The organism is Neobacillus cucumis, assembly GCF_002860255.1.
Classification (GTDB): domain Bacteria; phylum Bacillota; class Bacilli; order Bacillales; family Cytobacillaceae; genus Neobacillus; species Neobacillus cucumis_A.
On sequence record NZ_PGVE01000095.1, the window covers coordinates 1 to 22,492 of the forward strand.

Here is a 22,492-nt window from a genome sequence, read left to right on the forward strand (position 1 = left end):
GATAAGAAAAATTTTCGACTTTGAGAATTGTCCAGCTCCAGCGCCTAGCCCCTCGATGGTCTACAGCCAATCCGTCCAAAAGGTTAAAAAGCAACCTTTCGGCCGGCTCGTCTTATGCTTGTCGGGGCTGATCAAGGCGCTTACGCTTTTCGTTGATTACCCCAATTTCGGCCTAGCAGCCACAGGTTTCTCCTCAGAAGCATCCTTCTGAATGAGGAACGAAGTCAGTAGGGCTAAAATACTTCCAATAAATCCGTAAACGAACAAATGATGAATGCCCTGCATAAAGTCCGCTCCGCTTGTTAGTAAGGCTCCCATGATTGTTACACCAATCGCAGTACCCATATTCCGGCAGAACATAAAGAAGGAAGTAGAAATTCCTCGTTCATTCGCTCCTACTAATTGTTGAACACCAATCATGCCGACAGTTGTCAGCAAGCCAAAGGCCATTCCTTGTACAATCATAACAAAAAAGACAAACCAGAAGCCGTGACTTGGATTGAGCAAGGTTAACAATAGACCAGAACCGAATAATAACGCATTCCCAATAATCAGCAGGATGCGATAACCGTACTTTAGGATCCATTTACCTGCAGGGACAGCTGCTGCCATCCAGCCAATGGCTGTACCAAGCAAGGCAACCCCACTCATGAAGAGTGAAAGCCCAGCGATATTTTGTAAAAACAAGGGAACAAAACTAGAGGCACCAAATAAAGCAGTGGTTCCAATAAAGGCATTGATGTTCATTCGTGAAATCATCTTATTTTTAAACATCGATAACGGTACAAGCGGGGATGCCTGTTTTTTCTCGTAAAAATAAAAAACAACTAAAAAGACAAGTCCAATCAAAAAGTATAACACTCGATTTTCCTTCACAATTGTATCTAATAGAAGAGAGGTTACACCAACAGCAAACAAAATCGCACCCATGTAATCGACCTTTGCAGGCTTTGGCTGATAATTTTCTTTATAAGGCAGAAGGGTAATAAACGCTATTATACATACGGGAAGGTTGACAAAGAAAATCCATCTCCAAGTCATAAACTCCACGAAAAAAGAGCCAAGTAACGGTGCAAGAACAGCGGATAATCCCCACATGGCCGTAAATAAGGCCTGAATTCTGCCTCGTTTTTCAACGGAAAACAAGTCGCCGGCAATAATAGCAGGGAAGGGCATCATAAATCCTGCACCGATGCCCTGAACGGCTCGGAATAGGACTAATTGAATCATATTAGCGGACATACCGCAAAGGAAGGAACCTACTAGAAATAAAAGAATCCCTGTTCCAAAAACTTTTTTTCTGCCGAATAAATCGGATAATCTGCCAGCCACTGGCGAAAGTATTGTACTGGTAATCATATAGGATGCAAATGACCAGGCATACAGGTCAAATCGCCCTAATTCTTTTGCGATGATGGGCATCGTTGTATTCATAATAGTAGAATCAATCGATGCGACCAGCATGGCAAGAACAATACTAACCATAACAGTTGTTCTGCTCTTCATTCATATATCTCCTTTTTTAAAGGTCAATTAAAAGTACTTTCTTTGAGAACTTCCGGTACGGGTTTCTGTTTTTGAGTTAAAAAGAAGAATACACCCACTAACACGAGCAGACCGCCGACTATTTGCCAGCCTGCTAGATTTTCATGCAATAAGAAGAAAGCTAATAGGGTAGCACCGACGGGTTCTCCTAAAATACTCATGGAAATCGTTGTCGCATTTATATAGTTTAATAGCCAGTTGTTAATGACATGGCTTAGTGTTGGAACGGTTGCGAGCAAGAGAAAGATGCCCCATTCCTTTGCGGGATAACCAGTTACCGCCACACCTGCTGAAACATTATAAATGGTAAGTACAATCGCGGCAGATAAAAAGACGCAGAAACTATAAAGCCAATGAGACACCTTTTTAACTGTCGACTGACCAATCAAAAGGTAACCAACAACGGAAATGACACTTAAGAAGGAGAGGATATCTCCCATGATGGCACTTTTACTTAACCCAAAGTCCCCCCAGCCGATCATCATGGCGCCAATAATCGCAATCCCCATGGTCATTAAAGCTGACAGTGTTGTGCGTTCCTTATATAAAAAGAAACCGCCTACCAAAGAAACAATTGGCTGCAGCGCTAGAATAATCGTGGAGCTTGCCACTGTTGTCAGCTTTAACGAACCAAACCAGAGAACAAAGTGAAAGGCTAAAAAGACCCCTGAAAAAAATAAAAGGTACCAATCCCTTTTGACGATATTTTTAAATTCATGACGCTTTTTCCAAACAATCGGAAGCATCAGGATACTGGCAAGCCACATCCGATACATACTAAGAATAGAGGCTGGTGCGTCTGACCACTTCACAAAAATAGCCGAAAACGAAATCGCAATGATGGAAATCGTCAGCGGCAGGGCAAAAGATCTAGAACCGTCCTGTTTCATGTGTTCCTCCTATGATGAATAGCTACTGTATAAACTCCTTCTATTATACTCGTGTTTTTTCTACCTCTCAATGCTTTGGCAAAAATTTACCAAGCCGCGCGATTTAATGATCTGTACGCCTTATCTGCCGCAATTTTTCAAATGTACTCTTTATATATAGGAAGAACAATAGATAAACACATAATGTGAATAAGTATACGGGGTAGGAATAGGAGAATTTCCAACTATAATAGGTAAACATATGAAATTTTAGACTAATCAATTCCACAAGCATCGCAATGAATGACCAGCCTATAATATACCAAAATATACCTTTGCTGCGGATTGACCACTTATCAAAGAAGTAGATGAAAAAATATCCAAACGGCGGATAAATGAACCAGCCAATCAAATCAAATAACTCATAGGAGCCATAGTCATTGATATCATACGTATTATAGCTCGATCCGGCTAAAATATGGTCAGTGACTTGAACATATCCCATTCCGAAAAAAAGGAGGAGCAAGGTAATGGTGTGTGGAAATCTTTTAGGGAGTTTGATAATCAAGGAATAGGTCAGGATAAGGGATATGAGAATAAACCATTCGTTTTCGTCAAACTTATCGGGTAAAAGCATTAGTGAGTCAACTCCTTCAAGACTAATTTTCGAAAAAGAGAATGAAGGCAGCAGGTGATCAGATAAATACAGAGCCATTGAGCAAAATCATAAAGCCAGTTCCAGTTTCTATAGGTAAGAACATCTAAATTGGTTAATCCACGTTCCAAACACACAATGGCCATAACAGCAGCAAGGACTATTAAAACCTTTCCTAACTTAGCTTTGATTTTACGAATATGATCGATACTGCAGGCAATGATTAACGGATATAAAACAATAAACGAAAGGTAAAAGGTAAAGCGGGCAGAAGTCGCTTTAGCTAAGACAATACCATTTAAATTCAACATCACAAAATCCATGATATTACTATCCAAATACATAACGACAAGGAATATCATCGTTAATTCTAAAGTGTTGAGTACCTTTGGCCTTACCGTACAATAAATAACGGCAAATAAGCTTATAGTGGCATAAATGGCAAAAGCCATAACGTCCCCCTTCATCAACATTTTTATTTATTATGTCCCACAACTTTGAAAAAATTTCATTAAAAAAGAGACGGCTTTCCTTTACAGGATAGCTGCCTCTAGTTTTATTACGTTAATCCGTTTTTAGTATGGTAATATCTACTCTGCGGTTTGCCTGCCTGTGCTCTAATGTATCATTCGGATAAATGGGATTTTGTTCTCCAAACCCAGTAAATTGCAGTTTATTGGAGGGTATCCCTTTTTCCTCAAAAAAATAAAGAACAGAGAGCGCTCGGGCAGAGGATAATTCCCAATTTGATTTGAATCTTCCTCCAGTAATCGGGACATTATCTGTGTGACCCTCAATACTTATCGGATTTTTCACCTGCTTTATTAAGTCCAGGAGGTCGTTAAGGATCATAAGGGAATTTCCTTTTAAATCCGCACTTCCTGATTCAAATAAAATGATATCTTTTAACGAAAGCTTGATCCCCTTTGGTTCATCTTTGATGGATATGACCTTATTTAACCCCCGCCTATCAATGTAATCCTCGATTTGCCCCATCAGGTTCTGTAATTTTTCTTTTTCCTGTTGTTTCTCTTCCTCCCCCTTGCTATTTTGAAGCTGTTTAGTCACTCCGGCGTTTTCTTTCATGATGAGGCTGCTGCCTTGTCCTTTTAGGGCTGAATTCATTGAAATCATAATCTGCTGGAGCTTGTCATTGTTGATGCTCCCTGAAGCAAAAAGCACAATAAATAGGGCTAATAGTAAGGTTAACAGGTCTGAATAAGGAATTAACCAACTCTCGTCAATATGTTCGTCCTCATGGTTATGCAATCTCCGCTTCTTCACTGAACGTTTCCTCCTGCTTTAAACGTGCCTTTGAAGGTAAATAAACAGACAGTTTTCGTTCAATTAATTTCGGTGTTAATCCATCTTGAATGGCTAACAATCCATCAATCATCATGACTTTTATATCCTGTTCTTTTTTGGAAATTCGCTTTAATTTATTGGAAATAGGATGCCATAGGACGTATCCCGAAAAAATACCTAAAAGAGTAGCAATAAAGGCAGCTGCAATCGAGTGGCCTAAGACATCCATGTCATTTAGATTTCCTAATGCAGCTATTAAGCCGACCACCGCGCCGAGCACCCCTAACGTTGGTGCATACATGCCGGCTTGGCTGAAGATGAGACTGCCAGCCTTATGCCGTTCGGCCACTGCATCTAATTCATCAAGCAGAATTTCCTCCATTTGGTTCCGATCACTGCCATCAATAATCATTTCAAGTCCATTTTTTAAAAAAGGGTCTTCGACTGTCTCTGCCATCTCTTCTAAGGCCAATACACCTTCCCTTCTTGCAACCATCGACCATTCTACCATCATGTCGATCACTTCCGATGGTGTGGGAAGCTTTGGTTCTACAAAGGCTATTTTGAATAATTGCGGGAGTTTCTTTATTTCACTTAATGGAAAAGCAACGAGCAAGGAGGCAAGGGTACCGCCAAAAATAATTAAAAAAGCAGCTGGATTCCCAAGGGATTGAACAGATACCCCTTTTAATACCATTCCAATGCCAATAGAAATAATTGCTAAGATGAGACCGATAATGGTAGTCAATGAAATTCTCCTTTCTTTTTACATTCGGAAAAACTATAATCTCAATGTATTGAAGTTTTACAAAATTCGACAATATTGGTGGTGTCCACGTTTGAAAGTTAGTCAAGGATTCAATATCCCAAAAGAGATCTCCTTCTCCTCAAAAGAAACAAAACCTAGTGAATTAGCTGCTTTTCAAAACATCTTATCGGGTAAACAAATAAGTCTTGCGAAAGAACATTTCAACACCCTCTTAGAGGGGATTACTAAGCAAGGCGAACGGTTAGTCCGGTCACGCTCATTAAATGATTTGCATGAATACAAACGACTAATTAAATCCTTCTTACAGGAAGTCGTGAAGCATGGCCTTTCATTAGAAGAAACGGCATCTTTTTCGCATTCGTCTAGTAGGGAAAGAAAATTAAAGGTGATTAAAGAGATTGATAAAAAATTATTAGATCTTTCAGAAGAAATGATTAAACAAGAAGACCCAAATATCCGTTTATTAGATAATATAGGGGAAATAAAAGGACTATTGATTGACCTCTATTTGTAGTTCACTAGTGGAGCAGCGCAGGAGGGCAAAATGAAAAAATTTAAAAAGGTATTTTTTACGTGCATCATTATCATGGCAATCGCTGCAGGTAGTCTATATTACTATCAATACATAAAATCACCTGAAAATAAAGCAAAAGCAGCCACGATTGATCAGCTTGCAGACCAAACGATTGAAACCGACCAAATCAGTACCAATCTTAATTCAGATAACCTTATACAAGTTAAATTTTCCATTGAACTAGATTCAAAGGATACAAAGAAACAAGCGGAAAAAATTATCCCGATAATTGAAAGTGATATCATCAAGATTCTTTCTCAATCAAAAAAGGAAGATTTTAAGAATATTGGAGCGTTTGAGGAAAAAGTAAAATCCCGGTTGAATGAGCGATTCACCGAGGGAAAAATCACAAATGTTTTTACAACGGAATTACTCATTCAGTAAGGAGAGAGACTTAATGCTTCGAGGAATTGATACAGCTGCATCCGGCATGATTGCCTTACAAAGGCGGCAGGATGCATTAACGAATAATCTTGCCAACATAGATACACCGGGATACAAGAAAGTAGATACAGCGTTACGGGCGTTTCCGGAGGTTTTTCTCGAAAGAATGAATGATGCGAAGACAAATCCTGCAGGAAATGCAACGGGATTTTCATGGATCGGTTCGATGCAGCAGGGAGTCTATGCTCAAGAAAACATTTCAAGCTTCCTTCAGGGGGACCTTGTGGCTACTGATAATCCACTCGATGTGGCCATCGATGACCGTGCTCTTCCGCTTGTGAATGGTCAAAAGCCAAGTATCTTTTTTGCTGTCCAAAATGCAGACGGTGAAATTCGCTATACAAGAAACGGACGATTTACAGTAGATGAGACCGGACAGCTTACCACTCAAGAAGGGTATAAGGTGTTAAACAATCAGGGAAAACCGGTTCAGGCTCATCCGCTGCTTGCTTCAAACGAGGTATCTATTAACGCGAAGGGGGAAATCATCCTTAATCCGGATGACCCAGCTTCTAGCTCTACGTTAGATACGATCGGGTTAGTTCAGGTCAATAATCCAAATGCATTGATAAAGGAAGGGAATGGCTTGTTCAGACTAGACGGACAAAATCTGGCCCCTTTAGGCCAGCTGCCTGCAGGTGTCCAGCTTCATCAAAAAATGATCGAAACCTCCAATGTAGATCCAACGATGACGATGACCAATATGATGGAGAACGTAAAGCTTTATGAAGCCAATCAAAAAGTGTTACAGGCTTACGATCGTTCGCTTGAGCTTTTAAATTCTATCGGAAAAGTGTAGGAGAAAAACATGAATAGTTCGCTTTATATTGCCACGACGGGTTTAACCGCTTATCAAAAAAAATTAGATACGATTTCTAATAATATTGCTAATGCCGAAACAGTGGGTTTTAAACGACGGGAGGCCTCCTTCGAAGAAAATTTAGCCATCTCCATTGAAAATCAAAAGGCCGCCCAACGTGAAATAGGCCGATTGACACCTAATGGGATTCGGGCAGGTTTTGGTGTTCATATGGACGGCTCAAAAATGATTTTAGATCAGGGCATTCCGAAAGAAACCAATCATCCGCTCGACTTAATGATTGCTGGGGAGGGCTATTTTCAAGTAGGAAAACAGCAGGGAGGAACGACGGAAACCTTCTATACAAGAAATGGCTCGTTTCAAAAAAGTCCAACGAACAATGGGACCTATCGATTAGTGAATGAAGAGGGTTATTTTTTATTAGATAAAAATAACCGGCCAGTGGAGATTCCAAATGAAACCGAGCTTTCTGTCAATGAGGCGGGCAGGGTTGCTGCTACTACCCAGCAAATTGGATTGGTTAACTTTACGGATCCACAGAAATTAATCAATGAAGGGGACAATTTGTACCGCTTTACAGGGACAGGAAATCAGATTTTTGCCACTACCTCTTCATCTATCAAGCAAGGTTATGTGGAATCTTCAAATGTGGATTTGAGTAAAGAAATGTCGGATATGATTACGACTCAGCGTGGATTTCAATTTAATTCACGGTCGATTTCTTTTGCCGATCAGATGATGGGGATCTCGAACGGGATTATTAGGAGTTAAAGGACTAAAAAGGTACCAATTAAATGATCTTGGTACCTTTTTTGAGGTTTTTTTCGTGTGTCGGTCGCCAATAAGGTCAATAGGCTACCGAGGAGAATGATTTTTTCGTGTGTCGGTCGCCAATAAGGTCAATAGGCTACCGAGGAGAATGATTTTTTCGTGTGTCGGTCGTCAATAAGGTCAATAGGCTACCGAGGGAAATGGTTTTTTTTGTGTGTCGGTCGCCAATAAGGTCTATAGGCAACCCTGTCGAATCATTTTTTCGTTGTACAGTCGTTAACTCCTCGCAACGTTCCTTTTCATTTTCTAAATTACCTTTTTTATTACCTGATTTCACCTATATTTTTGTTATTTATTCCTGTTTTCATGCATAATAATCACATGGACACTTGAGGGAAGATGTGATTGCATGAAATTCAAATATTTTGTCATAGCGCTTTTCTTAATCGCACAAAGCTGTTCCATGAGCCCGAAAATTGGTGCAAGGAATACTGGCGCCGAGACCCAAAAGGAACAGCAAAGGATTCGTCAATACCTGCTTTCCAAACATGTCAATGGGAGCATTGCGGTCGTGAAGAAAGATAAGGTAATTTTTAACGAGGGAATTGGTTTAGCTAATCGAGCGAATGGAAGAGCGAACCTGCCTTCTACCACTTTTCCGATTGGATCCATCACTAAGATGATGGTTGCTACAAGTATTTTGCAGCTTCAGGAAAAAGGAAAGTTGAGCACAGAGGATTCGGTAGCAGCATTTATTCCTAACTTCCCAAATGGCCGCCGTATAAAACTAATCCATTTATTAAACCATACGTCGGGAATAGAAGAGAATCTATTCTTCCATGGAAAATCAAAAGATATGCTGAAAGGAATCAGTGTGAAATATCCCGCTGGTAAAAAGTGGGATTACAATGATATCAATTATTTCGTGTTAGGACTAGTCGTTGAAAAAGCATCAGGAGAACCATTACATACCTATATACAAAGAAATATTTTTGACAAAGCTTCGATGACACATTCCGGTTTTATGACGCAAAACAGGCCGGTGACTTATACTTCGAAGGGGTATCTAAAAACGGGAGATTATGTGCTGCCGGTCAATTTACTGAATCTGGCCAAGCTATTCGGCTGTGGGGATATCTATTCCACAGCGCTGGATCTCTGTTTGTTTGATGAGGCATTACTTAGCGGAAAGCTTCTTACTGAACGGAGTTTAAAGGAAATGCTGACACCTGGATCGCTATCTAAGTATGGAGAGGGTGTCTACATTAACGGCAATATGGTTTATAGCAGGGGCGTAGTTGGCGGCTGGGAAACGCTGCATGTATTTTTTAAGGACCATACCGTCATGGCGATTCTGCTGAATGTTCGGGATAAGAACAATAATATTCATCAGCTTGCAAGCGATATAAAGAATATCATCCAATAATAAACGTCGTGAAGAAACATTCTTCACGACGTTTTATCTGTTATAAAACTACTTTCTCTCTGCTTTTATCCCAAAGAATTTTAAATAGTTTTTGTTCGGTTTTTTCGTCTAAACGAACAAAGCGAATACCGAAATCATACAAACCGTTATCCATTTTTTTTCGTCTTTCGATTTTTCCTGGCAGGGAAAAATACTCTTCTAATTCAAAATGAACTCTAAGATCCTCCACTCCAGTTAAATCTTCATAGGAAATAAGTCTGACTCCGGAAATGCTGATATCACGAATGGTCCCATAGAAGACCTTGCCAGGGAAAGAGGGGGCCGTCAATGTGCATTCATGCTCCCATAAACTAAGACGAAAGGCGGTACGTCTATTATCTCTTGACGGTACGATAGTCTTCTTTTTCCTAGCCGTAAAACGGACAGCGCTAATGATCACAATAAACAGAATGACTGCAACGACTAAATATGTAGTAGCCAAAGTGAACTCTCCTAAATAATTGGTAATAAGACCAATTTAACACTATAATCCATATATGAAAAGACTTTTTGGATTAAACACTTCTTGGTAAAATGTCGATACTAACTAATAGATGGACATGTGAGTCGGAGATGGAGATGGAAATGGAAATGGAAAGGGGAAGTATGGATGAAAATTAATGATGTCAGCCGTCTGCAAGGGTTGCAATCGTATAAAAATAGTATTTCTAAAGTACAAAATCAAGAGATAAAAAAGGCGCAGGTTGATAAAGTCGAGTTCTCCCAGGCTGCACAAGAAAAAATCAGTGTGGACAAAGAAAAAAGAATTCAAGCATTGAAAGAACAAATTCAAAATGGCACCTACAAGGTAGATAGTGAGAAAATAGCTGACAAATTACTGTCCAATTGGAATAAAGGAATCGAAGAATGACAACCTATGAGCCTTTAAAATTCATTTTACAAGAGATGATTTTGGTTTATGAAAAGCTAGTACAGGTGGGCAAGGAAAAACAGGAGACGATTATAAGTGGGGATACCGAAAGGCTGCTTTCCATTTTTTCCAAAGAATCTGCTTTATTGAAGGAGATTGGGCGTCTAGAGGAAAAGAGGCAGGCAGAAACACAATCCTATCAATCCCTTTGTCTAAGCGAGCTGATTGAAAGCAGTTCATCTGCAAAAGAAAAGGAAGAACTGCTATTTTATCAAAATGAACTTAAAGCTAAATTAAAGGAATTAGTAGAGCAGCATAAGTTGAACCAGCAGCTGATTGAAAATTCGTTAGTCTATGTCAATCGTATGCTGGCGTTATTTACACAGCCTGGGGAATCTTCCCACACGTATTCGGCAGCGAAAAATTACCCAAGAGAGTCATCGGCTTCAAGGAGTTTCTTTGATGCCAAAGTATAGAAATTGGATTCAACAGCAAGGAGGACGAATACATGCTTTCTACATTCCATGGGCTTGAGATTGGAAAAAGAGCCATATTTGCGCAACAAACAGCCTTGAGTGTGACCGGACATAATATTGCAAATGCCAACACGGAGGGGTACACAAGGCAAAATGCCATTACACAAGCAACGAATCCACTATCTTACCCTGGTTTGAACGCAGGGAACGGCCCCTTGCAGATCGGAACAGGTGTAGAAACAAAGGAAATTAACCGAATTCGGGACTCCTTTTTAGATGGGCAGTTTCGCAGTCAAAATGAGCAGCAAGGGTTTTGGAATGTAAAGCACGACACTCTTTCCAAAATTGAAGAAACGCTAAATGAGCCAACGGATACTGGCCTGCAAGCAACAATGGATCGTTTTTGGCAATCATGGGAGGATTTAGCGAAAGAGCCTGATAGTTTAGCAGCCCGTGCTGCCGTATTATCCAATGCCAATGCTTTGGCAGGCCGCTTTAATCAAATCTCTGATTCTATCAATAATTTAAGTACGGATTTGCAAAATCAGCTTTCAACGAAAACACAGGAAATGAACAATCTAACGAAGCAGGTTAGTGAACTAAACCTGCAAATTGCCAAAATTACAGCGAGCGGTCAACAGCCCAATGATTTAATGGACCAGCGGGATTTGATGGTTGATAAACTCTCCAAGATGGCTGATATCCAGGTGAAACCAGCGGGCAATGGAATGGTTGATATCCTTGTTGGTCAAGCCTATGTCGTAGAAGGGGATCAAAATTTCTCTGTTTCCTTTGACAGTAAAACGAAACAGATATTATTAAATGGTCAAACGGCCACATTGAAATCAGGAGAAATCGCAGGAATGATGGAATCCTTAACGCGGGATATCTCCTCTTTTCTATCAAAAATCAATGAGTTAGTCACGACGTTTAGCAGAGAAGTTAATCAAATTCACACGGATGCCAGCGCGATGAATCTAGATGACATTCAGAGCCGGAAAACGGATTCTAACGCACCGCTTGACCGTCTTCCATTCTTTGTGGCCAAGGGAAGTTCGGATAACCCAGAAACTGCTGGAGACATAACGGTTAATCCTTTGATTGCTGCTTCATTAAATAAAATAGCTGCTGCCCGGGCTGCTAATGCCAGTGATGCAGGGAACGCCACTGAACTGAACAATTTGAAATTTAAAAATGTTTCTTTTTCCAATCAATCCACAACGCTGAATAATTTTTATCGGACCATCGTTGGAGATGTTGGAATTAAAGCGCAGGAAGCAGAACAAATGGAAAGCAATTCGGAAATTCTTCTGCAGCAGGCCGACAGCCGCAGACAATCGGTGTCAGGGGTTTCGATTGACGAAGAAATGACCAATATGGTGAAGTTTCAACAATCGTATAATGCGGCATCCAGATATATTTCCGTGATGGATGAAGTACTGGATAAGTTAATCAATGGAACAGGAAGAGTCGGTATTTAGGAGGTGAGTTAACATGCGGATTACTCAAAACATGTTAAGTACGCAGGCCGTCAGAAGTATTCAAACGAATTACCGTGCGATGAGCCGTTATCAGGAACAAATTTCTACTGGTAAAGCTATCAATAATGTTTCCGATGATCCGGTAAAGTCGGTACAAATTATGTCGTATCGATCCGTTCTAACGGAAACGGAACAATTCAAACGGAACGCCGAAGATGGTTTGAACTGGCTCGAAACAACAGATAATGCGCTCGATGATTTAACTCAGGTTGTCCAAAAAGCGAGGGAACTGACGGTCCAAGGCAGTAATGGGGTGAACAATCAAGATTCATTACAAACGATTGCGATGGAGTTAAGGTCGTTAAAAGGGAATATTGGTGATATCGCGAATGCCAGATTGGGCGACCGGTATTTGTTTGCCGGAACGGCTACGGATACGGCTCCGTTTGAGAATGGCGGTTTTGTCAATACAAATAATGATTCCCTTTCATGGAATGTCGGTCAGGGGATTTATATGAAGGTAAATGTGAATGGGGCTGACATCTTCCAATTTCAGTCGGGCGGTTTAAATTTATCTGAAACGATTGATAAAATCGCGAGTGAAATGGAAGCAGGAAAGGATCCCCAGCTGTATTTGGATCATTTAGATAAACAATTAAGCAATATTCTCGCCCACCGTTCGATTGTCGGCTCCAATGTGAATCAATTAGAAATGATCTCTAACCGTTTGGATGAAACGGAGCTTTCCACGAAAGGTCTGTTATCAAAGACGGAAGATGCGGATTTAGCCCAGGTGATCACGAATTTTACCACCCAGCAGACGATTCTTAATGCCGCGCTTTCTTCAGGCGCCAAGGTCATCCAGCAAACATTAGTTGATTTTTTACGATAGTACTCCGAATAGGATCTCGGGGTGCTTTTTTTATTTTGAAGGCGTTGGAAAATCAGTAATTTTATGAGAAAAAAGAGCCATTGCCCCTCTCCATTCTACTGAAACGGCCGTTAATAAATAGTAGAAAGACAAGGTAACAAACTACTACATAACCAAACTGGGAGGAATATTAAAAATGATAATCAATCACAACATTTCAGCATTAAATGCCTATAATCGATTATCTGCAAACTCAAATGCTGCATCCAAGAACTTAGAAAAGTTGTCATCCGGTCTACGTATTAACCGTGCGGCTGACGATGCAACTGGCTTAGCCATCTCTGAAAAAATGAGAGCACAAATCCGCGGATTGGATCAAGCATCCCGCAACGCTCAAGACGGTATTTCCTTAATCCAAACTGCTGAAGGTGCGATGAACGAAACACACAGCATCCTGCAGCGTGTTCGTGAACTAGCCAACCAAGCAGCAAACGGAACGTCTACCACTCAAGATAAAGAAAATATTCAAACAGAGGTAAACCAATTAATCGACGAAATCGATCGTGTAGCTGGTGATACGGAATTCAACAGCTTCAAAATTCTAAATGGTGATATCTCTAAAACAGCAAAATTTGCTCAATCCACTGGTGGTGCCGTTGATAATGTAGTAGCTTCTGCAACAGCTGCAGCTGGAACAACTACGGTTACTACTACGGGTCCATTAGCGGCGGCAACAGCCTCTATTTGGCAAACAGGTACATTAATGGATCACAACGGCACTACTCCTGCAGCAGTAAGTGGAACAACTAAATTGACTAACCTTGGCGATGGTACGAGCAACTATGGTCTCCAAGTTGGTGATGAAATTTCTCTTTCTGCTGTTGTTGGCGGAGAAGTGAAAAATTCCGTTTACGTTGTCACTGCAGATAGCACATTAGATGACTTTATGGCATCTGTTAAAAATACATTAGGTGCTGCGGATGTATCAATGGATACAACTGGTGGTGCCGCTACCGCAGACGTTGATGCAATGGGTCTTGACCAGCCTGCATCTGCTGCGAACTCATTGGTCATTACAGGTCAGTCAGGTGCTGCAAATGATATCAGTACCTTAACCATTACTGCCGCATCTTCAGATGGCATTGTTCGTTCTTCTTTTAATCAGGAAATGAACGGTGGAACCAATGGCGGACTGGAACAAATTCAAGTAGCAGGAAACAAGGATGACTTTATCGCTTCCGTTGATATTAATGGGGACGGCGCTGCAGGAGCGGGCGACGGAAAAATTGCTGTACGTTCAAACTCTGTGGTTAAGGTATCCAACCTACAATTATCCTTCAAGGACACAATTAATGCTGGTGATTCCTCTACAATTACGGTTGGATCAGCAAATAACACTGTTTCCATTCATGTAGGTGCAAACTCCGGCCAAACATTAGAAATCGGAATCAACGCGATGGATTCTGTGGCACTAGGTCTTAAAAAGGATGGAGTTAATATCTCCCTTATGAGTGAAGTTGGTGCAGAAAATGCATTGAAAGTATTAGATGGAGCGATTAGTACAGTTTCATCCGAACGTTCTAAATTAGGGGCAATCCAAAACCGTTTAGAGCACACCATCAACAGCCTTGGAACTTCATCGGAAAACTTAACCGCTGCTGAATCTCGTTTACGTGATGTGGATATGGCGAACGAAATGATGCAGTTTACTAAAAATAACATTCTTTCTCAAGCGGCTCAATCCATGCTTGCGCAAGCCAACCAACAGCCTCAGGGTGTATTACAACTTCTTCGTGGTTAATATTTAGTTTTCATAATTTAAAAGAAGTCTCTTGAATTAAGGGACTTCTTTTTAAACTGACAATATTTCTAATACAGTTGTGAAGGAGGTACAAATATGCAAAAAAACAAGAGGATACTCTCTTTCTTCGTTTTAGTTGTTCTATTATTTCAATTGATATCGCCCATTACTTCCGCATTAGCTGCCAGCACGTTACCGGCACCTGCAAATTTGCGGTACTCTCTTGATGGCGTGGATAACGTCATTTTAAGATGGGATGCGGTCACTGGTGCATCCGTTTATCGTGTGTATGAGATCAAAGGGGAAGAAAGGGTTCAAATCAGTCAAACGTCAAACCTCAATCGATATTTTCCTACGGTTTCAGCTGGAACTCATACTTATGCGGTGACAGCGGTGAATAGTGCAGGTGAATCGCCGTTATCCACATCCATAGATGTAGTGATTAAGTATCCTGACATGCAGCCGCCTAGCGGAGTCACCTCTACCATTTTTAATGGTAATGATGTTTCCTTAAAGTGGAATGCAGTAGAATTTGCTAATGGTTACAAAATTTACGAAGTAAAAGATGGCCAGCGGGAATTACTGGCTTCAGTAACGACATTAAGCAAATCATTTACGAATGTCTCGGAGGGGCAGCATACCTATGAGTTGACCTCGTACAATGATAAATATGGAGAGTCTCAAGCAAATTCTTTCATTGTGAATGTGGTCTACCCTGTTATGGCCGCTCCAGATGGTTTAACTTCCTATATATACGATATTAATAATACGACTTTAAGCTGGAAGGAAGTCGCTTTTGCTGATTCATATAATGTCTATCAATTGGTGGATGGCCAAAGAAAATTAATTGCAAATACGACTAATACAAGACAATATATAGCGGGTATGCCTGAAGGACAAAATGTTTATGAGGTTACATCCTATAGTTCACGGTTCGGCGAATCAAAAACAGGAAGCCAAATCAATGTAACCGTTGATTATCCTGACATGCTGCCGCCAGATCAAATTTCTTCTTATTTTTATAATGGAAACGATGTAATGCTAACTTGGACTTCGGCTAAGTATGCTACTAATTATCAAGTTTATAAGATTGTTGATGGTGATAAGGAACTAATCGCCACTACTACAAGCCGTTCCTACTACTTTAGCAATCTTCCAGAAGGTGATTATATCTTCGAAATCGTTTCGGTTAGTGACCGTTTTGGTGAATCTGCACCAAAGGCATATGATGTAACGGTTGATTTTCCAGAAATGCAGGCACCTAAGGCAGTATTAACCATGGATACGGCTAACAGTGCCATGATTAGCTGGTCTGCTATCCCTTATGCAACTGAATACGAGATTTATGAATTAGTAAATGGAGTGCCGACACTAATTGGTAACACAACAAAAACGGGTTACTCTGTTAAGGATCTGCCTCAAGGCAAACACGAATACATGGTTATCGCTAAATCCGACCGTTTCGGAAAATCAGCCTATTCAAACGTTGTTGTGGCTGAAGTAAATCCAGTCCTACCTGCACCAGAGGCGAGTAAACCAGAAGTCAACGGAGATACCACCAAACTCACCTGGCAGCCAGTAGAAGAAGCAGTCAAATACAACGTCTACGAAGTAGTAGATGGTGAACGTGTGTTAGTTGGGACCACAACAGATCCTACGATTACCGTAGATACTCCTAAAGAAGAAGGCACTCACGAGTATATCATCGTTCCGGTCGCTAGCGATGGTACAGAGTCCATTGATTACGCAACCGTTGAAGTGGAAGTCAACCAACCATCCGATGTCACAGCACCTGTTACAGTTGCCGATCCCGATGGACAATGGTCAAAGGACGACGTAACTGTCAAACTTACTGCAACCGACGATTTAAGTGGTGTAAAGAGTACCTATTACTCTATTAATCATTCAGAATTCGTTGAAGGAACAGAACTAACCATTCAGCAAGAAGGCATTAATACCGTTTCCTTCTACAGTGTGGATAACGCCGGGAACATCGAAGAAGTGAAAAGCGTAGACGTTAAAATCGATAAACAAGCACCGGAGTCCGTTATTAATGCAAGTGAGTATTGGTATAAAGATAAGGTTGATTTGGAATTAACAGCGGCGGATGACCTTTCTGGAGTTCAAGCCACCTACTATTCTGTAAATGGCTCAGACTTTAAAGAAGGTACAAGCTTTACGGTAGATCAAGAAGGCGTTAATACCGTTAGCTTCTATAGTATTGACAATGCTGGAAACTTTGAAATTCAGCAGAAAATTGAAGTAGTTGTAGATAAAACGGCCCCAGTCACAGTCAGCGATGTGAAGGATCAATGGTACACCGATTCTGTAAATGTAAAATTAACAGCAAGAGATGATTTAAGTGGCGTAAAAGCAACTTACTATTCTATTGATGGCGCTGATTTTAGCGAAGGCACAAACGCGGCTGTTGGAACAGAAGGCGTTCATCAGCTGGCATTTTACAGTGTCGATAACGCTGGAAATATAGAAGAACAGAAAACAGTAGAAGTAAAGATCGACAAAACCGCCCCTGTAATCAAAGCAGAATTCCCAGCGGAATATGCACTTGGTTCAAGCTTAGATCTTACGTATGAAGCAACAGACAATCTTTCTGGTATCAAAGAAAGCTATGTAGAAGTCAATGGCGTGAAAAACACAACTGGCCAAATTACCTTGGATCAACCTGGCGTGAATACGATAAAAATCACAGCAATCGACAACGCTGGATTAAAGACAGTAGTCGAAAAAACCATTACTGCCTATATTGAAGCAACCATTGAGGTGACTCCAAAGGTCATCAATTGCAACAATGGTGAATTTACAGTAAGAGCCACATTACCAAAGGGCTATAGCTTTAATAAAGTAGACCTCACTACAGTGACTATTAACCACGTCCATGCCCTGAGCGGCAGCAAAGGCTTAGAAAACCAAGCGAAAACCGGCCAATTTAAATTTGAACGGGACGACTTTGTTTGGGATGAAAGCAAAGAGCGATTAGTATTCCGGGCAGTCGTTGATGGTGTGCTTGTCATGGGAAGCACAACAGTTGATGTCATTAATAACCAAAAAAAGTAACGAAAAAAGAGGCTGTTCCAATACGTTTTGGAACAGCCTCTTCCTTTTTAAGAAAGTATACCGAAGAAATTATTTACCCCTTTTACCCAATGATTATTTAAACCGGTTGGATCATTAGAAGCCCCAACTGGTGCATATTTGGCCCCGATTTTAGCAACCGTGTCCAGGCCTTTATCTAAGTAATTCTTTTTTAAATTTCGTGCCATATCAAAAATACTTTCTTCAATCGAGTCATATTGCTTTAAGCCATTTTTCCCCATCATGCCGGCAATATTATTCTTGGCATATGCCGCCCGTGACGAACCATTACCAGATTCATGCATGGCTATTGAGGCCAACAGTTTCGGATTAATATTGTATTCTTTGCCAGCTGATATGAACTGCTCCCCAAGATTACTTAACTTCCCTTTCAGAGCTGAATTTAAATGATCTGAAGAGATCTCCGAAAAATCCAAACTCACCGGTCCTTTTAGTATATGTGAGTAATCTTTGATGTTATTCATCACTGGTGGAGAACTTGCTTGAAAACTTCCATTTGAAAGCTGGAATGATGGTAGATTCGATGATTCCTGCTGCTCAAGTAAGAAAGCTTGTAAAAGAGACTGGAATAAATCACCATTTGAAATTTGCTGATTTGCACTATTCATCCCCGGAAGATTCGTCGATATAGTAAGTAGTGCTAGATTTTTTAGCCAATCTGATGAAACGGGACCAATACTCATATTGTAAGACTCCTGTATTAAGATTTACTTTCTATTATTTTACTACAATTCAAAAATCAGGTAAATCCTATCGGAATACTTTTATTAATTTTTCTATAAAAATACCTATCCTCCATTGGAAGGGAGAATTCGTTGTGATCTCATCGGCATCCTTAAATCGTGTACAAAACAATATACCTCAATTAGACAACAGTAATAAACAAAGTGACCAAGCCGCGGGTGATTTTATGGAGTTATTGAATGCGTTACAACAAGAGCCGGTTTCTCCTCAAAAAAATCTACTAGCTATGCTGAGTTCCTTGTTTTCAAAGGATGGAGAGAACAGCGAACCCATGGATGAAATACTCAATCCGGATTCAAATCATCAAGAAAATGAGTTGCAAACTAGAAATGATTTAATTGATATGATCAGTTCCTTACTTCAAAAAAGTGATACCCCAAACCCGTTACTTGGGAAATTAGAAAAGACATTGCACAAGACAGCTGAACAAAAGGAACCCATCAGTTTTGAAAAAATAGTCAAGTTGATTGAAGAGGCTGAAGCGGCCAAACCAAAGGATGGGAAAACCACTTTCCAGCCTGTTCAAAAAGCAGGTGAGGATCTCCTTCGATCCACTCCTGTTTTTCACCGAGATAATAATAAGCCTCAGCTTGGTTTTGATCCTCCACATCAGTTTAAAGGAAAAGAGGTTGTATTTCAGTCGTTTTTACCTAACAAGACTGTCACACCAACTCTCAAAAGTGAAATACCGCAGTCATCTCAGGTTACCGTCCAACAGTTTTTTTCAGAGGTAAAAGAGTTAATCACGAATCAAAACCATTTCAAAAATGCCTCAGAGTTCATTGAAGCGAAATTTTCGCTGACACCTGAAAAACTCGGAGACATCGAAGTGAAACTATCAATCCATAAAGGGCAAGTAATGGCTCACTTTACGGCTGAAACCCTGGCAGGAAAAGAACAATTAGAATCGCAGCTATCCTTATTACGCTCCTCGTTACAGCAGCAAGGGTTTCAAGTGGATAGACTGGAAATTTCACTAGCTGGACAAGGACTACAGCATTCTTTTTCACAGCAGGAAGAAAGATCGAGACAGGATCAGTCTCAACAACGATTTTCAAAAAAGAAAATCAATTTGGATGAAATTTACCAAAGTCATGCTAGTCTCGAAGAATACAAGCGTGAAGCAATAGAAAACACCATAAATATTCTTGCGTAAAGAGGGGAAACCATGTTAAATACAGTGAATTCAGTGAAAACAACAACGAGCACGAAGCAACCACAGCAGCAGAGTCAATTAGACAAAGATATGTTTCTTAAAATCTTATCTGCTCAATTAAGCAATCAAGATCCCACTCAGCCTATGGAAGATCGTGAAATGATTGCGCAAATGGCTCAATTTAGTACGCTTGAACAAATTTCTAATTTAAATCAGGCTTTTAATCAATTTATGACTAGTCAACAAAATGATATTAGCCGTTATTCTAATATGATGAACAAAGAAGTATCCTGGATCAATGAAGAGACAGGCGGGCAAGAAAGTGGAGTGGTTAAAGGGATTATTAAAAAAGATAACCAATTCTACTATCAAATTAATGATCAAGAGATTCCTGTTGGAATTATTAACTCTGCTAAAGATGTAACAACACAAGGCTAATGAAAACCTGGAGGTAAAATCATGCTGCGTTCTTTAAATTCAAGTGTGTCCGGAATGAAGGCTTTCCAAAATAAATTAGATGTTATTGGTAACAATATTGCAAACGTTAATACAGTAGGATTCAAAAAGAGTCGGATTATGTTTCAGGATGTCCTAAGTCAAACCGTGCGCGGGAGTTCGACTCCTTCTGGCAATGCAGGGGGAACCAATCCAGTCCAAATCGGCCTGGGGGTGAAAACAGCCACAGTTGATACGATCCATACAGCTGGAAGTCCGACTACAACGAATCTTTCTTCTGATTTATATATTGACGGAAATGGTTTCTTTGCTGTGCAAAATGATAATGGCTCCAAGTATTTAACAAGAGCAGGGAACTTTACCCTCGATGCGAACGGCGACCTCGTCACTCCACAAGGCTATAAAGTGCTTCAGGCAGACGGGAAATCGGGTATAAAGATAAGTTCAGATTATGTTTCTTACTCTATTGATTTTAATGGCAATGTGACAGCGGTAAAGGCGGACGGAACGACGGATCCGAAGGGAACACTTGGCACCGTGGTGGTTTCAAATCCGGGCGGTTTAAAGAAAGTGGGCGGCTCGATGTATGAACTAACCGGGAATTCGGATATCAAGCAAAACATAGATGATTTAATCTCCGATCGGCAGACGAATCATGCGGGTCAAATTGTTTCTGGTCAATTAGAAATGTCAAACGTGGACCTTTCAGAAGAAATCACCGACATGATTATTGCCCAGCGCGGATTCCAGGCAAATGCCAAAGTAATCACTGTATCCGACTCTATTTTAGAAGAACTCGTAAACTTAAAACGATAACTTCATCCAAATAACGCTAGACCGTGATGAAATATAAGTGATAGTATTTAGAGGGAAAGTGACCTGCTTTCCCTTTAGAGCATTTTACGGCGGTGAGGAAAAACACGATGAAATTGTATGAAAACAGCAATGACGTAAAAGTATATGATTTTAAAAAGGCCCTGCGGCTGTCGATGGAACAAGTTCGTGTATTAACACGGATTCATGATAATTTTGCTTATCAGCTGGCATCCGCTATTTCTACACAACTTAGGACCATTGTTCAAGTGGAAGTGCTGTCCGTAAACCAAATGATTTATGAAGAGTTTATTAAGCAGCTTCCACCCTTCACCATTTTAAATATCTTTGAAACACCGGAAAAAGGCCGTATGATCATAGAGCTCAAATCAAAGATGGCTTTTGCGATTATGGAACGCTTGCTAGGCGGCCGAGAGTTCCCTCTTCAGCTTGAGGAAAAAACAACCTTAACACCCATTGAAAATAAAATACTCGATAACCTTTTTGAAGGATTCGTTGACCATCTGCAAAAATCTTGGAGAGATTTAATGAACGTCAATTTGAAGGTCGTTGAGATCGAAACCAATCCACAATTTTTGCAAGTGGCGATACCGAACGAAACGGTTATTGTCATTGCTTTTAATATCAAAATTGGTGAGCTAACGGAATTAATGCATATTTGCATTCCTTATATTATTTTAGAGCCATTCCTGCCAAAATTATCATCTTATCAATTGTTTTCAGCGCGTAATAAAACCAATAGTCCTAAGGAGTCCCATCTGTTGAAATCAAGAGTCCAAGAGTTGGAGATTCCTATTAGTGTCGAGTTGGGGCGCTCCAATGTGACGATTGAGGAATTTTTATCATTAAATGTGGGTGACATCGTTCAGCTTGATCAGCTTTATGAGGAGCCATTAAAAGCGATGGTTGGCAAAGAAGTAAAGTTTTTGGTGAAACCTGGAGTCAAAAAGACACGCTTGGCAGCAGAAATCGAAACTGTTTTTGAAAAAGAGGGTAAAAAAGATGAGTCATGACGGGAAACTTTCAAAAGAGGAATTAGAAGCATTGTTAGGGGAAGTCAAGGAAGAAACCAAGCCTTTTTTATTTAAGGATTTGGAAGAAAAACCTTTAAACGAGGAAGTGGTTGAGGAGTCTGTTAATTTAAATCTCCTCATGGATATAAATTTAGAAATTGTCGTGGAACTAGGGAGAACCAAAAAGAAGATAAACGAAATTCTCGAGCTTTCGCAAGGTTCCATCATTGAGCTGGACCGCGTATCAGGTGAACCGGTTGATTTATTAATCAACGGCAAGGTCGTAGCCAAAGGGGAAGTCGTCGTCATTGACGAATATTTTGGTATTCGTGTTACGGAAATTGTAAATAAGACCATCAACTAAGATGAAATGGGCTGATTCTGCGAGAATCGGCCCTTTGATTTTCTCCTGCTAACGGGCCTGTTGATTGCAGCGAAGGAAGCTCGCTTTCCGCGGG

The 22,492-nt window shown here is 40.4% G+C and carries 23 protein-coding genes and 1 pseudogene; 16 read left to right on the top strand and 8 right to left on the bottom strand.

The genetic code is table 11. From position 1 onward, the window contains the following. Positions 1-156: 156 nt before the first annotated feature. The 6 genes from CVD27_RS24960 to motA all read right to left on the bottom strand — a co-directional run bounded on the left by CVD27_RS24960 (position 157) and on the right by motA (position 5,128). Complete coding sequence (locus CVD27_RS24960; protein WP_101651544.1) at positions 157-1,506, bottom strand: MFS transporter; 1,350 nt, start codon at positions 1,504-1,506, stop codon at positions 157-159. A 23-nt stretch (positions 1,507-1,529) separates the two neighbouring features. Beyond that, positions 1,530-2,435, bottom strand: coding sequence for a DMT family transporter (locus CVD27_RS24965; protein WP_101651549.1), 906 nt, complete (start codon positions 2,433-2,435; stop codon positions 1,530-1,532). Positions 2,436-2,538: 103 nt separating this feature from the next. Further along, positions 2,539-3,051 carry a hypothetical protein gene (locus CVD27_RS24970; protein WP_101651553.1) on the bottom strand — a complete coding sequence of 171 codons (513 nt, stop codon included), beginning with the start codon at positions 3,049-3,051 and terminating at the stop codon, positions 2,539-2,541. Beyond that, positions 3,051-3,521, bottom strand: a complete 471-nt coding sequence (locus tag CVD27_RS24975; RefSeq protein ID WP_101651555.1) for a hypothetical protein — start codon at positions 3,519-3,521, stop codon at positions 3,051-3,053. The genes CVD27_RS24970 and CVD27_RS24975 overlap by 1 nt, the downstream gene beginning before the upstream one ends. A 112-nt stretch (positions 3,522-3,633) precedes the next feature. Continuing rightward, a complete protein-coding gene (locus CVD27_RS24980; RefSeq protein ID WP_101651557.1) occupies positions 3,634-4,353 on the bottom strand; it encodes an OmpA/MotB family protein in 720 nt (239 codons plus the stop codon). Next, entirely contained in the window at positions 4,331-5,128 is a 798-nt protein-coding gene (gene motA, locus CVD27_RS24985) for a flagellar motor stator protein MotA (RefSeq protein WP_101651559.1), read from the bottom strand. Before motA ends, CVD27_RS24980 begins: the two co-directional genes overlap by 23 nt. 85 nt (positions 5,129-5,213) lie before the next feature. Here motA and CVD27_RS24990 point away from each other — a divergent pair, with 85 nt between their 5' ends. From CVD27_RS24990 to CVD27_RS25010, 5 genes are all read left to right on the top strand, one after another. Further along, complete coding sequence (locus tag CVD27_RS24990) at positions 5,214-5,657, top strand: YaaR family protein (protein WP_180960440.1); 444 nt, start codon at positions 5,214-5,216, stop codon at positions 5,655-5,657. 30 nt (positions 5,658-5,687) lie between these two features. Further along, positions 5,688-6,101, top strand: a complete 414-nt coding sequence (locus tag CVD27_RS24995; RefSeq protein WP_101651563.1) for a flagellar basal body-associated FliL family protein — start codon at positions 5,688-5,690, stop codon at positions 6,099-6,101. Between the two features lie 13 nt (positions 6,102-6,114). Continuing rightward, entirely contained in the window at positions 6,115-6,960 is an 846-nt protein-coding gene (locus CVD27_RS25000) for a flagellar hook-basal body protein (protein ID WP_180960441.1), read from the top strand. Between the two features lie 9 nt (positions 6,961-6,969). Next, on the top strand, positions 6,970-7,752 hold the full coding sequence (locus CVD27_RS25005; protein WP_101651567.1) for a flagellar hook-basal body protein: 783 nt from the start codon (positions 6,970-6,972) through the stop codon (positions 7,750-7,752). 409 nt (positions 7,753-8,161) lie between these two features. Continuing rightward, positions 8,162-9,178 carry a serine hydrolase domain-containing protein gene (locus tag CVD27_RS25010; protein ID WP_101651569.1) on the top strand — a complete coding sequence of 339 codons (1,017 nt, stop codon included), beginning with the start codon at positions 8,162-8,164 and terminating at the stop codon, positions 9,176-9,178. Between the two features lie 40 nt (positions 9,179-9,218). On the opposite strand, the gene CVD27_RS25015 is transcribed toward CVD27_RS25010, so the two are convergent. Continuing rightward, positions 9,219-9,659: a PilZ domain-containing protein gene (locus CVD27_RS25015; protein ID WP_180960442.1), complete on the bottom strand. Its 441-nt coding sequence runs from the start codon at positions 9,657-9,659 to the stop codon at positions 9,219-9,221. Between the two features lie 168 nt (positions 9,660-9,827). On the opposite strand from CVD27_RS25015, the gene flgM reads away from it, so the two are divergent. The 6 genes from flgM (at position 9,828) to CVD27_RS25045 (ending at position 17,792) form a co-directional block, all read left to right on the top strand. After that, positions 9,828-10,088, top strand: a complete 261-nt coding sequence (flgM, locus tag CVD27_RS25020) for a flagellar biosynthesis anti-sigma factor FlgM (protein WP_101651573.1) — start codon at positions 9,828-9,830, stop codon at positions 10,086-10,088. Then, positions 10,085-10,564 (top strand): flagellar protein FlgN, encoded by a 480-nt coding sequence (locus tag CVD27_RS25025; RefSeq protein WP_101651575.1) that lies wholly within the window; start codon positions 10,085-10,087, stop codon positions 10,562-10,564. Before flgM ends, CVD27_RS25025 begins: the two co-directional genes overlap by 4 nt. A 32-nt stretch (positions 10,565-10,596) precedes the next feature. Continuing rightward, positions 10,597-12,045 (top strand): flagellar hook-associated protein FlgK, encoded by a 1,449-nt coding sequence (flgK, locus tag CVD27_RS25030; RefSeq protein ID WP_101651577.1) that lies wholly within the window; start codon positions 10,597-10,599, stop codon positions 12,043-12,045. Between the two features lie 13 nt (positions 12,046-12,058). After that, the gene (gene flgL / locus CVD27_RS25035; protein WP_101651579.1) at positions 12,059-12,937 is read left to right on the top strand and encodes a flagellar hook-associated protein FlgL; all 879 of its coding nucleotides are present in this window, start codon (positions 12,059-12,061) and stop codon (positions 12,935-12,937) included. Positions 12,938-13,112: 175 nt separating this feature from the next. Further along, positions 13,113-14,717 carry a flagellin N-terminal helical domain-containing protein gene (locus CVD27_RS29005; RefSeq protein ID WP_101651581.1) on the top strand — a complete coding sequence of 535 codons (1,605 nt, stop codon included), beginning with the start codon at positions 13,113-13,115 and terminating at the stop codon, positions 14,715-14,717. A 96-nt stretch (positions 14,718-14,813) separates the two neighbouring features. Continuing rightward, positions 14,814-17,792 carry an OmpL47-type beta-barrel domain-containing protein gene (locus CVD27_RS25045; RefSeq protein WP_101651583.1) on the top strand — a complete coding sequence of 993 codons (2,979 nt, stop codon included), beginning with the start codon at positions 14,814-14,816 and terminating at the stop codon, positions 17,790-17,792. 47 nt (positions 17,793-17,839) lie between these two features. Here CVD27_RS25045 and CVD27_RS25050 read toward each other — a convergent pair whose 3' ends face one another. After that, positions 17,840-18,514: a glucosaminidase domain-containing protein gene (locus CVD27_RS25050; RefSeq protein ID WP_101651584.1), complete on the bottom strand. Its 675-nt coding sequence runs from the start codon at positions 18,512-18,514 to the stop codon at positions 17,840-17,842. Between the two features lie 134 nt (positions 18,515-18,648). Between CVD27_RS25050 and CVD27_RS25055 the strand changes: the two genes are divergently transcribed. The 5 genes and pseudogenes from CVD27_RS25055 to fliN all read left to right on the top strand — a co-directional run. Next, positions 18,649-19,731, top strand: coding sequence for a flagellar hook-length control protein FliK (locus tag CVD27_RS25055; protein ID WP_180960443.1), 1,083 nt, complete (start codon positions 18,649-18,651; stop codon positions 19,729-19,731). A gap of 12 nt (positions 19,732-19,743) precedes the next feature. Then, a complete protein-coding gene (locus CVD27_RS25060) occupies positions 19,744-20,169 on the top strand; it encodes a flagellar hook capping FlgD N-terminal domain-containing protein (RefSeq protein WP_101651586.1) in 426 nt (141 codons plus the stop codon). A gap of 21 nt (positions 20,170-20,190) precedes the next feature. Then, on the top strand, positions 20,191-21,003 hold the full coding sequence (locus CVD27_RS25065) for a flagellar hook-basal body complex protein (RefSeq protein WP_101651588.1): 813 nt from the start codon (positions 20,191-20,193) through the stop codon (positions 21,001-21,003). 107 nt (positions 21,004-21,110) lie between these two features. After that, entirely contained in the window at positions 21,111-22,034 is a 924-nt protein-coding gene (gene fliM, locus CVD27_RS25070) for a flagellar motor switch protein FliM (protein WP_101651590.1), read from the top strand. Between the two features lie 121 nt (positions 22,035-22,155). Further along, positions 22,156-22,398, top strand: a pseudogene (gene fliN / locus CVD27_RS25075) (flagellar motor switch protein FliN); the annotation flags it as partial. Positions 22,399-22,492: the final 94 nt, after the last annotated feature.

What these genes read in the sequence shown, in the direction of transcription:
- CVD27_RS25060 (WP_101651586.1), top strand. Translation starts at nt 19,744, where the DNA reads ATGTTAAATACAGTGAATTCAGTGAAAACAACAACGAGCACGAAGCAA.
- CVD27_RS25010 (WP_101651569.1), top strand. Translation starts at nt 8,162, where the DNA reads ATGAAATTCAAATATTTTGTCATAGCGCTTTTCTTAATCGCACAAAGC.
- flgM (WP_101651573.1), top strand. Translation starts at nt 9,828, where the DNA reads ATGAAAATTAATGATGTCAGCCGTCTGCAAGGGTTGCAATCGTATAAA.
- CVD27_RS24970 (WP_101651553.1), bottom strand. Translation starts at nt 3,051, where the DNA reads ATGCTTTTACCCGATAAGTTTGACGAAAACGAATGGTTTATTCTCATA.
- flgL (WP_101651579.1), top strand. Translation starts at nt 12,059, where the DNA reads ATGCGGATTACTCAAAACATGTTAAGTACGCAGGCCGTCAGAAGTATT.
- CVD27_RS25050 (WP_101651584.1), bottom strand. Translation starts at nt 18,514, where the DNA reads ATGAGTATTGGTCCCGTTTCATCAGATTGGCTAAAAAATCTAGCACTA.
- CVD27_RS24960 (WP_101651544.1), bottom strand. Translation starts at nt 1,506, where the DNA reads ATGAAGAGCAGAACAACTGTTATGGTTAGTATTGTTCTTGCCATGCTG.
- CVD27_RS25000 (WP_180960441.1), top strand. Translation starts at nt 6,115, where the DNA reads ATGCTTCGAGGAATTGATACAGCTGCATCCGGCATGATTGCCTTACAA.
- CVD27_RS29005 (WP_101651581.1), top strand. Translation starts at nt 13,113, where the DNA reads ATGATAATCAATCACAACATTTCAGCATTAAATGCCTATAATCGATTA.
- fliM (WP_101651590.1), top strand. Translation starts at nt 21,111, where the DNA reads ATGAAATTGTATGAAAACAGCAATGACGTAAAAGTATATGATTTTAAA.
- flgK (WP_101651577.1), top strand. Translation starts at nt 10,597, where the DNA reads ATGCTTTCTACATTCCATGGGCTTGAGATTGGAAAAAGAGCCATATTT.
- CVD27_RS24965 (WP_101651549.1), bottom strand. Translation starts at nt 2,435, where the DNA reads ATGAAACAGGACGGTTCTAGATCTTTTGCCCTGCCGCTGACGATTTCC.
- CVD27_RS25065 (WP_101651588.1), top strand. Translation starts at nt 20,191, where the DNA reads ATGCTGCGTTCTTTAAATTCAAGTGTGTCCGGAATGAAGGCTTTCCAA.
- CVD27_RS25005 (WP_101651567.1), top strand. Translation starts at nt 6,970, where the DNA reads ATGAATAGTTCGCTTTATATTGCCACGACGGGTTTAACCGCTTATCAA.
- CVD27_RS24975 (WP_101651555.1), bottom strand. Translation starts at nt 3,521, where the DNA reads ATGGCTTTTGCCATTTATGCCACTATAAGCTTATTTGCCGTTATTTAT.
- CVD27_RS25025 (WP_101651575.1), top strand. Translation starts at nt 10,085, where the DNA reads ATGACAACCTATGAGCCTTTAAAATTCATTTTACAAGAGATGATTTTG.
- CVD27_RS24995 (WP_101651563.1), top strand. Translation starts at nt 5,688, where the DNA reads ATGAAAAAATTTAAAAAGGTATTTTTTACGTGCATCATTATCATGGCA.
- CVD27_RS25045 (WP_101651583.1), top strand. Translation starts at nt 14,814, where the DNA reads ATGCAAAAAAACAAGAGGATACTCTCTTTCTTCGTTTTAGTTGTTCTA.